Source organism: Flavobacterium branchiophilum NBRC 15030 = ATCC 35035, from assembly GCF_002217205.1.
Classification (GTDB): domain Bacteria; phylum Bacteroidota; class Bacteroidia; order Flavobacteriales; family Flavobacteriaceae; genus Flavobacterium; species Flavobacterium branchiophilum.
On the sequence record NZ_MUGT01000169.1, the window covers coordinates 1 to 13,699 of the forward strand.

12 protein-coding genes are annotated in these 13,699 nt (G+C 33.0%); all 12 read right to left on the reverse strand.

Going from position 1 to position 13,699, the window contains the following annotated elements; genetic code table 11:
• Nucleotides 1-232 precede the first annotated feature (232 nt).
• From B0A58_RS15090 to B0A58_RS15145, 12 genes are read right to left on the reverse strand one after another with little or no spacing between them, the layout of a single operon-like run.
• The gene (locus tag B0A58_RS15090) at nucleotides 233-757 is read right to left on the reverse strand and encodes a hypothetical protein (RefSeq protein WP_133063165.1); all 525 of its coding nucleotides are present in this window, start codon (nucleotides 755-757) and stop codon (nucleotides 233-235) included.
• Nucleotides 758-773: 16 nt separating this feature from the next.
• Nucleotides 774-1,439 (reverse strand): DUF7738 domain-containing protein, encoded by a 666-nt coding sequence (locus B0A58_RS15095; protein ID WP_133063166.1) that lies wholly within the window; start codon nucleotides 1,437-1,439, stop codon nucleotides 774-776.
• 11 nt (nucleotides 1,440-1,450) lie between these two features.
• Nucleotides 1,451-2,134, reverse strand: a complete 684-nt coding sequence (locus B0A58_RS15100) for a DUF7738 domain-containing protein (protein ID WP_089081730.1) — start codon at nucleotides 2,132-2,134, stop codon at nucleotides 1,451-1,453.
• Between the two features lie 11 nt (nucleotides 2,135-2,145).
• Nucleotides 2,146-2,826, reverse strand: coding sequence for a DUF7738 domain-containing protein (locus tag B0A58_RS15105; RefSeq protein ID WP_089081731.1), 681 nt, complete (start codon nucleotides 2,824-2,826; stop codon nucleotides 2,146-2,148).
• Nucleotides 2,802-5,843 carry an HET-C-related protein gene (locus B0A58_RS15110; protein WP_089081732.1) on the reverse strand — a complete coding sequence of 1,014 codons (3,042 nt, stop codon included), beginning with the start codon at nucleotides 5,841-5,843 and terminating at the stop codon, nucleotides 2,802-2,804. Before B0A58_RS15110 ends, B0A58_RS15105 begins: the two co-directional genes overlap by 25 nt.
• A 3-nt stretch (nucleotides 5,844-5,846) precedes the next feature.
• On the reverse strand, nucleotides 5,847-6,584 hold the full coding sequence (locus B0A58_RS15115) for a phage baseplate assembly protein V (protein WP_089081733.1): 738 nt from the start codon (nucleotides 6,582-6,584) through the stop codon (nucleotides 5,847-5,849).
• A gap of 33 nt (nucleotides 6,585-6,617) precedes the next feature.
• Nucleotides 6,618-6,983 (reverse strand): hypothetical protein, encoded by a 366-nt coding sequence (locus B0A58_RS15120; RefSeq protein ID WP_089081734.1) that lies wholly within the window; start codon nucleotides 6,981-6,983, stop codon nucleotides 6,618-6,620.
• A gap of 2 nt (nucleotides 6,984-6,985) precedes the next feature.
• A complete protein-coding gene (locus B0A58_RS15125; RefSeq protein ID WP_089081735.1) occupies nucleotides 6,986-8,263 on the reverse strand; it encodes a hypothetical protein in 1,278 nt (425 codons plus the stop codon).
• 3 nt (nucleotides 8,264-8,266) lie between these two features.
• Entirely contained in the window at nucleotides 8,267-8,860 is a 594-nt protein-coding gene (locus B0A58_RS15130; RefSeq protein WP_089081736.1) for a phage baseplate assembly protein V, read from the reverse strand.
• A gap of 28 nt (nucleotides 8,861-8,888) precedes the next feature.
• A complete protein-coding gene (locus B0A58_RS15135; RefSeq protein ID WP_185740237.1) occupies nucleotides 8,889-9,902 on the reverse strand; it encodes a DUF2931 family protein in 1,014 nt (337 codons plus the stop codon).
• Between the two features lie 55 nt (nucleotides 9,903-9,957).
• Nucleotides 9,958-11,688 (reverse strand): phospholipase effector Tle1 domain-containing protein, encoded by a 1,731-nt coding sequence (locus B0A58_RS15140; RefSeq protein ID WP_089081738.1) that lies wholly within the window; start codon nucleotides 11,686-11,688, stop codon nucleotides 9,958-9,960.
• A gap of 2 nt (nucleotides 11,689-11,690) precedes the next feature.
• Complete coding sequence (locus B0A58_RS15145; protein WP_089081739.1) at nucleotides 11,691-13,559, reverse strand: type VI secretion system Vgr family protein; 1,869 nt, start codon at nucleotides 13,557-13,559, stop codon at nucleotides 11,691-11,693.
• Between the last annotated feature and the right edge of the window lie 140 nt (nucleotides 13,560-13,699).

Here is a 13,699-nt window from a genome sequence, read left to right on the forward strand (position 1 = left end):
CATCAAATATCGGGCAATACGAGCTGGAAGTGCAGTTCCTTGCAAAATTTAGTGATTCCGCCTTTTTTGGCGGATGAACTAAATTTTAATAAAAACGAAATGGTCAGCGCTGAGACATTTCTTCAAACATCGGTGTAAAACTCGCCGGTCGTTTGTTCCTTGCATGGCAAAGATATAAACAGTTTTTGTATATTTGCAACAACATAAATTAAAAAGTCCGATTTATAGGGGGCTAGACCACATCAAATAAAAAGTCTACATATTTTGCATCTTCTTTTTTAATTGAAACTTCTATGCTACTTCTACCTATTTCTTTTTTATTAGCATCAAATGCTTTGAGTATTAATTTTCCTTTAAAATCATTTTTAGCTATTAGATAAACATTAACTTTTTTTATTTTTTCAGCATCCGAACCATAAACTTTCTCAGCTTTACATTCTTCAAAATTTTGTTGAAAGGTTGGTTCAGAAATTACTTTTGAAAAATTGATGCTTTCTTTTACTCCAGAATCAACTCCTTTTATCAATTCGCCAATTCCTTTGGAAGCGCTTTCTACCGCTTCTTTACCTTCTTTTTGTAAAGCTTTTCCAGCCCCATCAACTAATTTTGCATTTACAGAAACTAGTTCGTTACCTTCTTCTTCCGCTTTTTTTAATTTTTCTTCTTTACTCATACAAGCGGTTAGTAGTAAAAAACTTATTAAAACACTTATCTTTTTCATTTTATTTGTTTTTAGATTAATATTTATTGTTTTCATTATTTTTTCAATTTTATCATTCACCAGAAATTTCAAACTCATCGCCGATATCTTTGTCAAAGTCCCAATGGATATTATAAGTAACTCTTCTACGGTCCTCTTCATCATTATTAAACCAATTTGTACATTCGTAAAAACTTTTGAAAGGATGCCCGTTTTCAAACAAAGGCGAATTATTTCCTGTTCTTTTTAATTTGCTATTGATTTCTGAAATACTCATACCGCCTTTGCCTAAATTAATTTTTACACCATTTACTATGATTTTTTTGTCATAAAACTTTTTTGGTCTTACTTTATTAAGGGCTTGAATAGGATCATTCGGATTTAATTCTATTTTGTTAAAATCAAAAACAATTTTTATAGCAGAAATAGTATCTGTAGTTCCAAAACCCGTTATTTCATCTCCTTTTCTTACCATCATAATACTTATATCATCGTAAGTATAAACTGCTAAATCGCCATTAGCTCTATAATTTTTTCCAAATGTTTTTTCATAATTTTTAAACACATCATTTATAATAAACTCTTTGCCTTTGTAATACATTTTGTATCCATCAAATACAAAAGGGGTTTCCTCCCAGTTTATCTCTTGATTTTCTTTAGATTGAGAAAAAAAATTACAGGAGTTGAATATTAGTAATAGAATAAGGTAAAATAAGCTTTTTATTTTTTGCTTTTTCATAGTGCTACATTTTACCAGTCTCTAGAAATTTCTAACTCATCACCAATCTCTTTGTCAAAGTCCCAATGAATAATATATGAAACTCTTCTTTGGTCTTCTGGGTCATCATTAAGCCAATTGTTGCAATAGTAAAAACTTTTGAAAGGATGTCCATTTTCAAACAATGGCGAATTATTTCCTGTTCTTTTTAATTTGCTATTGATTTCCGAAATACTCATACCGCCTTTGCCTAAATTAATTTTTACACCATTTACTATGATTTTTTTGTCATAAAACTTTTTTGGTCTTGCTTTATTAAGCGCTTGAATAGGATCCTCTACTTGTAACTCTATTTTATCAAAATCAAAAACAATTTTTATAGCAGAGATAGTGTCTGTTAATCCAAAACCTTCATGTTTAAATTTTCGTACCATCATAATACCTATATGATCATAAGTAATAACTCTACCTGATGAACTACTATAATTGCCGTTTTCAATTCTATAATTCTTTCCGAATGTTTTTTCATAATTTTCAAACACATCGTTTATTATAAACTCTTTTCCTTTGTAATACATTTTGTATCCATCAAATACAAAAGGGGTTTCCTCCCAGTTTATCTCTTGATTTTCTTTAGATTGAGAAAAAAAATTACACGAATTGAATAATATTAATATAATTAAGTATCCTATATTTTTTATTTTTTGGTTTTCCATAATTTTTCAATTTACCAGTCTCTAGAAATTGTTAACTCATCACCAATATCTTTGTCAAAGTCCCAATGAATAATATATGTAACTCTTCTTCGGTCTTCTAGGTCGTCATTAATCCAATATGTACATTCATAATCAGTCTTGAAAGGATGCCCGTTTTCAAACAATGGCGAATTATTTCCTGTTCTTTTTAATTTGCTATTGATTTCCGAAATACTCATACCACCTTTGCCTAAATTAATTTTTACACCATTTACTATGATTTTTTTATCATAAAATTTTTTTGGTCTTGCTTTAGATGTCCATGACGGAAAGTATTTAGGAGGCTCATAGTCAAAAACAATCTTTATTGCAGAAATAGTATCTGTTAATCCAAAGCCTTCATGTTTGGATTTTCGTACCAGCATAATACTTATATCATCATAAGTAATTACACTACCCGAAGAACTACTATAAGGACCATCTTCAATTCTATAATTCTTTCCGAATGTTTTTTCATAATTTTTAAACACATCGTTTATTATAAACTCTTTGCCTTTGTAATACATTTTGTATCCATCAAATACAAAAGGTGTTTCTTCCCAGTTTATCTCTTCATCTTCTACTTTGGTTTGAGAAAAAAAGTTACAGGAGTTGAATATTAGTAATAGAATAAGGTAAAATAAGTTCTTTATTTTTTGTTTTTTGTTTCCCATAATTTCTTTTCTTCATTTAATTTTTCATCCAATTTATTTTCATCCAATTTATCTGATTTTCCAGATTGTTTGTATGCTTCTATAAACTTATTGCTTTGCCATACTTCAAAAAGGCGCTTTTGCACTTCGTTCCATTTTTTAGCTTGTTCACGAAATAATATATCAAACTCTGTCTTATAACCGTCATCGCTAGAGTTCCAAAAATTAAGTGTGTACAACTCGTCAAACAATTCTTGTACCTCTCGGTGTCCTTGATAAATACCATATATAACAACGCTAGCTTCGTGGGCTATAAGTACCCTGCCTTTATTGAATAAGTTTTGTTTGCACCAATCATAAACTATTTGGTCTGCCCAACTGGTCTGCCCTGGATGTCTAAAAAATTCATCTGCCAATTCAAAAACTTTATTTAAAGAATTAGGATTTTTTTTCTCCCAATAATCATTTACGTAAAAACCTATTTTTCTTATTGCATTTTCAGCCAACAACACTGCCAAATGATGCAAGGGTTGTATGCCTTTGTCTTTTGCTAATTGAGTATGGGTTGGTCCATATTTATCTACTTTCCAAGTGCCATTTTCTAGGTCTTTTAATTGTTGTAATTCTAATGTTTGGTAATCGTCTATTAAGTTGATGGCGGCTAAACTCAAAAAATGATATAATACACTTTGGATTACTTTTACATATTGGGTAATATAATCGAAAATACCAAAACCTTTTAAAACATCTGCAAAAGAAAAACCAGCCAAATACCAATGTTCAGACACATAAGCATCACGTAGTAGTAAATATTGCTTAAAGGTTTCAGAATATTTATTATCATCTGTTCCTTTATAAGCAGCATTTTTTTCTTTGGTATCTTGTGCTTGAGAACCCGAAATGTCTTTTAATAATTCGTATATTAAACTATCCGTAAAAGTCCTTTCGCCTTCTCGCATTGATTCTTGCTCTTCTACCGTAATCGAAAATATTTTATTGTTTATTTTTGGAGCTATACTTGCCAAAGTATCCAATGGGCCAAAACTTCCCGTAACCAAAGGCGCACACTCTGCATGAGAATAGTATAGTCCTTTGTTCTCTGTTGTGCTTCCAATAGCATTATAATAATCTTGTGCTTTTCTTGTAGGATTATACTTTAAAAATTTTTTAACAGCATTAGACTGTAATTCTGGATTATCAATAACATTGTAGTTTATTTTGCTTCTATCTTTAATTACAGAATTATGTACATGCTTGTTGGAACTAAAATCTGCTTTGTGGTCTTTTAAAGTTCCTTTCTTACAGCTTGTTGGAAGATTTACCCAAGGAAAAACTTCGGGATCATATACCTTCATAACAGCAATTTCACTAAAATTGCTGTGTGCATATAAATCTTCGAGAATATGCAATGCTGCACCTAAGTCTGTGAATCCTTTAATATTAGGGCCTTTACTTAAGGCGCTTGTAATGTATTTTTTAAAACAATCGTAAGCACTAGGAAAAGGTTCGCTACCATTTCCACGAATATAGTTTTTGGTACCAAAAGTAGAATTTTGATATTGTAACTCATTAGGATCTTTAACAAAAGCGGGATCAAGCTGATTGTTTAAGTTGGGTTTAGCGCCACTTTTCGGGACAAGAGCCGCAGGGTTATCAATATGCTCTTCAGGGCGATAAACCCCCAAAACATCGGGAGTAATCTTTAAAAAATTCTTTCTGAAATTCTTTAACGCAATGTCATAGTTGGGTATTTCATCGGGCGTTTTGCCTTTGTTTTTAATTTGCCCAAATTCTTTTACTGCCAATAATTCCACAAGGCTAGTAATACCTTCTCTGCTTAACTTAACTGGGTTTATTGATGTAAGTTCCCAATCTAATCTAGCTTCAGTTATATTAATATTTATCGGTAAATTTAATGTTCGTTTATCATTAATAGTAACATTGTTTTCAGAAATGAGTTTTAATATTTCCTCTTTGGTTAATTTTTCTTGTGCTTTGTTTACTTTTGTTTTATGTTCCTCACTTATTGCATCTAATGCATTAGCCATTGGACGAACCACCATTGGATCAACAAATTGAGAAAAATCTCGCATCCAATTACCTAAATATATTTTCTGTTTGACTTGATCATCAAATATACCCTCTAATCCAACTTTTTCAATGGCTTGATGCCCTAAACCATGTAAATCATCACCCATACCTGCGCCAAAAAATTCAAAACCAGCAAAATAGTTATCGTCTTTTTCGGTTCTATTATCTACATATTCATTTAGTTTTTCGTTAAGGTCAGCAAAATCCCAAATTAATTTTGTTTCTTTCTTTTTTATGGTGGCAGTTGCATAATGCTGCTCTTTTACTTTAAAAGGATCTATCAGATAACGTTTATACTTCCGGTTCATTTTCGCAGTATATTTGGCACCTTCATCTTTGCTAGCATCACCTTTTACTTTAGAATATTCATATCGCAATAGATAATCTAAATGATGACCAAACTCTTCTACCAATGCAATCATTAATAGCTTTTGATGAAGATTTTTATCTATTGCTTTAGTAATAAAATCTTCGGATATTATGATGTGGTTTTTATATTTTTTGTTTTCATCATCAATTGGCTTTCCGTTTTTATATATTCCAGAGTAATACGTAGCGCCAAAGCCTGGGACAAATTTTGCAACTGTAATTTTTGGGTTTATACTATCTTTTTTATCGCTTGCATCTTTATAAAGTTGCTCATAAGCATTTAAAGGTATGTCAGATCCAAAAATATCAGCCATCCAAAAGCAAAACATAGCTTTACTGTCTTTTTTTGCAAATTCAAAAAGCTGTTCTAAAGCAAACTTAGATTCTAATTTATAATCTTCACTCTCTTCAATGGTAAACTCGAGGTTTTCAGGATTTCCATGAGTAATTCCATTTTCTTTTCCTGTAAAACTTATTGTTTTTTGTGAATTATATATAATGTCTTCTTTGGCGTAGGTTTTAAAATCTCCTCCAATAGTTACTGTTATTTTTCCTCCCGAAGTTCTAACTTTTGTCATAGTCTAAAATTGTTTAGATTTCTCGGCACTATTTATTTTTACTTCTTTTTGAGAGTGCTTATCAATTGTTCCTTCAGAATTGTATGTTACTCCTTTCTTGCTATTAACAAGCATTTCCTGTTTAGTATGTGTTTCTACATCCCCCTCAATCATCTCTGTCAATTTCCCCATGACATTCATCATACTATCGCCACCAACAAACATAGTATTTAAAGCTCCCACTGTTGTAGCTTTGTTTACGCCTGCGCTTTCAGAAATATTTAGGGCTGCTGTTGTAGTGATGTTTTGCCCTGCCGTCATTGTAATATTTGCCCCTGCGGTTATGGTTATATCATTCGGTGCCGTAACACTAATATTCCCAGCACCATCCATAAACCAAGTATTGCCAGAAGGGTCTTTTACCAAAATACTAGTTTCTAATTCATTAAAAGTAATCGTACTACCACCACGGGTGAAAATACTTTTCAAATGGTTTTTCTCCTGTCCGCCTGCGCCTGTTTGACCATTAAACAAGCTTCCCATTACAAAAGGTCTATTGGGGTCGTTGTAGCGGAAGCCTAGCATGACGTGGTCGCCTACTTCTGGAATAAAAACCATGCCTCGGTTTTTGGAGACTTCGCTGCTGGTGCCTGCATCTGGTGTCATTACACGAAGCCATGGGGTGCGTAGGTTTTTGGTTTGTTGCCAAAGCATTTTCACTCTTATTCTGCCTTGGTTTTTGGGGGTCGAATTGTCTATCACGATGGCTTGCTGGGTTTAGAAAAGTATATTTATTTAATCGTCCAAATCTGAAAACATTTTTTTTACTTTAAAATAGAAAAGTGTTTGGACTATAAAAAATGGAAGGTAAAAAGTTAAAGTAGAGTCTTTTGAATAACCTCCTAGTGATAAAAGAAAAGTTACAGTAATTAATTGAGGTATAAAGAATACTAATGAACCTAAATAGTAATAATTTTTTTTATTTATAAAAAGAATAAAAAGATTAATTATTGAAAAGATTAATTGCATTTTGATAGAGGCTGCAAAAAAGAGTGCATTAGCTAATGAATAATTTTTGTGTGCAAATGAATAAAAGATACTTCCTAAAATAATACTCAAAAAATAACAAATGATAATGTATTTTATAATTTTTAATTTCATAATTATTCAAATTTAATTTTAAATGCCAAAGTGTTAAAAAAACCTGTTGAAAAATTAACTTTAGGGCTTCCTTTTACTTTATCTACAAGAACCACATTTTTACTATCTAGAGTAATATATTTTTTCGTATTATCGACTACTTCTGTTGCTGTTTTATAATAATCCGAATTTTTAACTGCATCAATTGAGGCAAAAAATCTATCGGGATTAGAATAGAAGACAGGAATAATTACTTCTTTTTTATTTCGCTTTTTTGCAATTTCATAATCTATTATACCTTTCATTGTACATTTGTTTTCTGTTGCAAATTTGACCATTTTTTTGAAAGTATCAATGTCAAAATTATTCAAGTTTTTTTTATACTTCGTTGCCAAAATCCAAGATAAATTTTTCACATAAGTCAAATACCAATCTGGTCGCATATAAATTAAATCAGGATAACCCTTGTCTGAACTAAAATGATCAGCAGTCCCACCTACAACTGGAATTTTTTCTCCACCATACATAATATACTTATCTGAGGGCTTTAGTAGATAAATATCTCTGAGAGACTCATTTAAATCTTTTCCGTGCAATGCTTTCTTTTGTGTGGTTTTGTTTGTTAAAAAATCAGGATATTTTTTCATGTAATAGTTAAAAAAAGTTAACCAAGGTGTTATTTTTTCTCCTAGATTTTCTCCTTTAATACCTTTCCAACTTTTTATTGCTTTCTTCTCATTTTCCGGATGCTCACTTAAATTATAAGTATCTAAATCCTCGGGGACTATATTATCTATTTTAGAATGAGCATAAGAATCTCCTAATCGATGTAATAATTCGCCTATTTTTGTAATGTTACTATTTGAAGTGTATAATATTTTTATAGCAGTAAAAAATTCTTCAACACCATGAAAACCACCAGTTAATGCGTGTATTGATTCTTGATATTCAGCATCACTCCAAGTATCATCTAATTCAAAATCGGTTTCACTATGAACGTCAGTATCTGGATTTTCTGCTGCGATAGCTAATTCTAATGCGTTTTCTTCACTTACTCCCAACATTAAGCAAATTAAATATACAGTACTGTAGTGCCCATCTGTTTCATACATTACGATTTCAACATCTGTTTTTTCTCTTTCCTCTTCAGGTGGGTCTTGATACTTTCCATAAGTTATTTCTTTTTTTGCAGTAAAATTATTCTGTTCATTAGATGATATACGAATGACTTTTGCATACTCTTCATTTTTTCCACCTGTCCACTCTATGTAATCACCTCCAATATAAGATTCTTTACTCATAATTTAAAACTGTTTAGATTTTTCAGTAGAATTATGTTGAATTTCTTCTTGAGAATGAAAATTATTATTTTTTTCACTATGAATTGTAGATGCTCCATTTACAATCCTTTGTCTATCCTTCTCCACTTTACTTTCTTTATTTCCAGTGATAAACTCCACCATTTTCCCCATTACAATGGTTATATAATCAGTTCCAACTGTGAGTGTTTTAAGTACTCCAACGCTTTCTGTTTTGTTCATGCCTGCACTTTCAGAAATATTAATTCCTGCTGTTGTAGTGATGTTTTGCCCCGCCGTCATGGTGATGTTAGCTCCTGCGTTTAGCGTAATGTCATTCGGTGCTGTAACCGTAATATTCCCCTTCCCATCCATAAACCAAGTGTTCCCGCTTGGGTCTTTAACTAAAATACTATTGTCGAGTTCGTTAAAAGTAATCGTACTACCGCCACGAGTAAAAATGCTTTTCAGATGATTTTTATCTTGCCCGCCTTTTCCACTCGTCCCATTAAACAAACTCCCCATTACAAAAGGTCTGTTTGGGTCGTTGTATCTAAATCCTAGCATGACGTGGTCGCCAATTTCTGGGATGAAAACCATGCCTCGTTTGGTGTAAACTTCGCTACATTTAATCCGTATAAGAATCTCTAAAGCGTAAATGGCTTGGATAAATCCGAACACTATCTACCTCTATTGGATTATTGTTTAATAATACTTCTATCTTACTGCTTTCTTTGTTGATATGAAATTGAAACGTATTGTTTTCTCCTGCATTTTTTAGTAACGCGTTTGTTTTTTCCCAATTGAAAAACACACGACTCAAAAATCTTTCTTTTGCACTGGTTTCCCAACAAATCATTACAAATGATGGGATAGCACGAGATTGCATCTTTGGATTTAAAATATAGGGTGAAAAATTACTTATAATCTCGCCATTGTAGCTGTCTATTTCAAATTCAAAAAACCTAAAAGCTGCATTTTCAGAGGTTACTTTGTAATTCCAATTGAATCTTTTTCGGTAATTGTCCCACAACTCGGGTGAAGCATTGGGGATTTTTAACTCCTCTATTGCTTCCTCGTATCGTCTTTGGCTAATTCTGTAGGTTGCTATATACTTATTCTTACAAATAGCCAGTCGCTTTTCATCGGTTACTTCGATGGCTTGGTAGCGATCTAACTCTATTCTATTAGGTCCATAACCACACCAAACTACTACCATGCCCTGTGGGGCAAAACCAAAAATGATTCGGTCAAAAGGGCCATATACGTATCTATATTTTTCAAAATCTGAATCATATTCTGCTTTAGGAAGATATTCTTTTACAGGTTCATCTAGTCTTTCATCCATCCAAGGATAACAACGATTGGTCATTTCTTGTATTTTTTTAAGATCAAAATCTTGATTGATATAGTAATACTTGTTTTCATATCTGGAATAATAAGTAATCTCAAATCCTATGGGTGTTCCTTTTTGTGCTGTCCAACTTGAACCTGATGTTGCCCAACTACCACTGCTACTACCATAAGGCAAACCTGCTGGGGTGCCTTCGAGGGTTTTGATGTAATCAAAAACTGGAGTAATTAAATATTTAGGATTAGGATGTGTTATTTCAACTTGAAATTCGGGTGTTTGTTCCATCATTTGGCATTGGGTATTTAATTGGGATAATAAAATTAATGCTAGTATTTTGATTTTTTTAACCATCTTGTATGTTTCTTTTACGTTCGTTTTGTGGTAAAGCTCCTGTTTTTATTGGTTCTAAACCAATACGATTATCCTTGGCAGACCAGTGAAGGTATTGATTGCGCAGTGTTTTTAAATCTTCTAACTCAACATAGCGGCTGTAATGTTCTTTTTTAATTTCTTGAATATACTGCTTTGATAAAGCATCAAAATTTGCCTGAGAAATGTTGTTATTATATTCTTTAACAAACAGATTTCGAATGTCAATACAAGCATTTATATAACCTAACAATTGGTTGTAAATAGTATTAATAAAATTGTCATCAATTTTATTATCATTTAAACTAGAATTTAAATAAACCACATCGCCATGTGCTTTAGAACTTTCAAGCATCAATTTTAACGAAATTTTGTCGTAGGTGTTAAATAGTTTTCTCCTGCCAATTAAGCCATAGTTGTGTTGGTAGGCATTGGAATACCAAGAGCTAAACTTGTCTAAATCTTTTTCGTAAAAAAATTCTTTTGTTAATTGTTTTTCTAAATACCAGCCTTCTTCAACCACTATTTTTTTAAAGGCATCATAATCTTTTTCATATCTTTTTTTAATGTAATCCTTCACTTCCTCATCAATACCACATTCGTGATTGTCTATTACAGAAGTTTCTAACACATTATTAAGATAGGAACCGCCAATATCTGAGTGTACTCCAGGTAAAGTAAGTTCTAAACCATTCAATCCAGCCGAATTGATGTTAGTTAAATCAAAATTGTCTCTATATTCATCGTCTGAAGCTAAATGAAAAATATATTTGGCTTTAGAAATAGCATCTAAATTTAATTGTTTGGTATCATTATCTATCAATAACCCACCTCTATGGTCTAACCCATAAGAAGCTACAGTATCATAAATACCTACAAAATTAAATCGAATTTCTTTAATCTTCATTCCTTTGCTTAATAGGCAGGCTCCAAAATATCCATACTTATCTATAAAAACGCTATCTATTAGTTCTAGATCAAACCAATAAGGATTTTTAGAAAAGTATAAAAAGTTATATTCGGGAACAATTCCATATTTTCTTTTACCACCTTTAACCTCACCTTTGTTTTCATACTTAACATTCTTACTTGCTACATGAATAAAATGTCTAGCAGCAGTTGCTCCTCGGCTAAATCCAAAAACATTTACATACAATATATCGATGTCTTTGCCATTGTATCCCTTTTTACTCATTTCCACAGCCGCATCCAAACAACCTTTGGTTACCTTGGCTTTAACTCCTGTATCGCCTTCGCCTCTCATAACGCCATTTGCAACACTATCGCTTTTTAAATCTTCGGTACCAATCCCTTCTATATAAACCCTAATTTGATTTTCGGCACTCTGGTCAACCGCATCAAACCCACGAGCTACATTGGTGTAATCGTTTTCAAAACTGTCGTCGTTTTTATTGCCTTCTTTTATATAAGTTTCATGGTTTTTAGAACTTTCATTTCTAGCTTCGGTATTGGTTTTGTTATTCGTAGTACCATCAAAAAACAAGTTTAACCTAACATTTATACTGTTTGATAGGCTGTTTTCCTTGCTCGGTGGTTCGTAATTGCCCTCAATAATTCCGTTTTCATCTCCTTGCCATCTGTTTTTACCAGCGGCGTGAAATTCGTAGTTTCCATCGTTAGCTGATAAATTCATCGAAGTCGATGTGTTTATTAAGTCTCCTTCAACTATTCTAGTAATACCCATAATTAATGTGCATTAGAGGTTTCGCCACTATTTTTTAAAACTGTTTTTGTTGAGTTTACAACAATATCTTTTTCTGTTGCACTAAATTGTGCAGACTTTGCAATTTCTTTTCGTTCACTTGTTTCAGACTCTCGGTTTCCTTTGATTATCTCCAACAAACTACCCATTACATTTACAAGATAATTAGCTCCAACTATTACATTTTTCATTAATCCAGCTAGAATGTTTACATTGGCACCTGCTGACAATGAAAAATCCACTCCAGCAGTATTAGTAATATTCATACCTGCCGTCATACTAATATTTTCCCCAGCATTCATAGTGATGTTCTTTGGCGCAGTAACACTAATATTCCCAGCTCCATCCATAAACCAAGTGTTCCCGCTTGGGTCTTTAACTAAAATGCTATTCTCCAATTCATTAAAAGTAATCGTACTTCCTCCTCGTGTGAAAATACTTTTCAGATGGTTTTTTGAACTTCCGCCTGCGCCCGTTGTCCCATTAAACAAACTCCCCATTACAAAAGGTCTGTTTGGGTCATTGTAGCGGAAGCCCAGCATTACATGGTCGCCAATTTCAGGAATAAAAACCATACCTCGGTTTTTAGAGACTTCGCCACTGGTTCCGGCATCTGGTGTCATGACCCGAAGCCAAGGCGTGCGGAGGTTTTTGGTTTGTTGCCATAACATTTTCACACGGATTCTGCCTTGGTTTTTTGGGTCGGCATTGTCTATTACGATGGCTTGTTGCACTTCGGCTTTTGGAAACGCAATTTGTGGCTCGGGTAGTTTTTTGATAAAAGCAGGTAAGGCTTTAAAACTGTTTTCATATTCGCCAATATCTGTGGCTTTGTGGGTGATTTCGGTAATAATGTAAGTACCTATACCTTCGGTTTTGTAATGTACTTGGCTTTGGTTGAGTCCTTTGGCTAATGCCTCGGCTGGCGATAGAGCTTGAGTAGATTCTATTTCTACAATTGTACCTATTCGTAAATGGTTGTTACTACTGGTTGCCGTAATGTAATTGGCATCTGCCATAGCGGCTTCTTGGCGTTTTTTGAGTAGGGTTTCAAGAAAAGCTTCATCTCCTGTAGGAATGCGCCCATATTCAAAAGATGGAGTAGAGTAGAGTCTTTCGCTGGCATCAAAGGCTTGGTTGCCTAGCATGGGCAGTCCTTCAACTTTGTTTTGGGTTTGTACTTTGTAAAGTTTGTTGTAGGTTTCATTATAAGTAAATCCACTAAACTGGCTGGCAGTGGCTTGCACCGAAATGTTGAGGTTGTATAAATCTTTATTGTAGGTTAGTTTAATGCGTTTGCCCTCTTTTTTGGGTTTGCCAAAAAACAGTTTTTCGCCATCATAAAACAGCCATTCGTTGTAGGTTTTGGCCAATCGTTGGATGTACTGAAAATCGGTTTCGGCATATTGGGTTTGGTAGTCGATTTTATGTGTAAATTCGGGTTGAATGTCGTTTTGGAGTTGTTCGTCGGCACCTTGTTTGATGACTTCTCTAATCATATCCTGCAAAGTGGTATCTTCCCAAGAGTGTAGTTTTTGTCCCGATTCGAGCAAGATGGTTTTGGAATAGCCTGTTAGTACTATTTGGCTTCCCACATGACCTAACTCTTGTGTGTATTGAATATTGGTGATGATTCCCAGGAAATCGTTGTGTTTTTCTAACTGAATATGCACTACTTTTCCGAGCCAATTTTGGGCATTTTGCATGGTAAAAGCTCGTGGCGATTCAACAACCGAATGGGGAACCGCAATTTTGAAACGATGGTGGTGGTTGATGGTTTGATGCAATTCGATAGAAGTAAAATGGCTTATCTCTTTTCTATCAATTCCGAAGATTATTTTTTCCTGTATCATGGTTGTTAAAAATAAACGTTTAAAAAAATGTTTCTGTAAAAAAATTAAACCATTAAGAAATTAAGTTTCATTAAGCGTAACAAATTTTAATTAATAAATGAATTTTGAAATTTTAAAAATCTGGTTATACCAAATATATT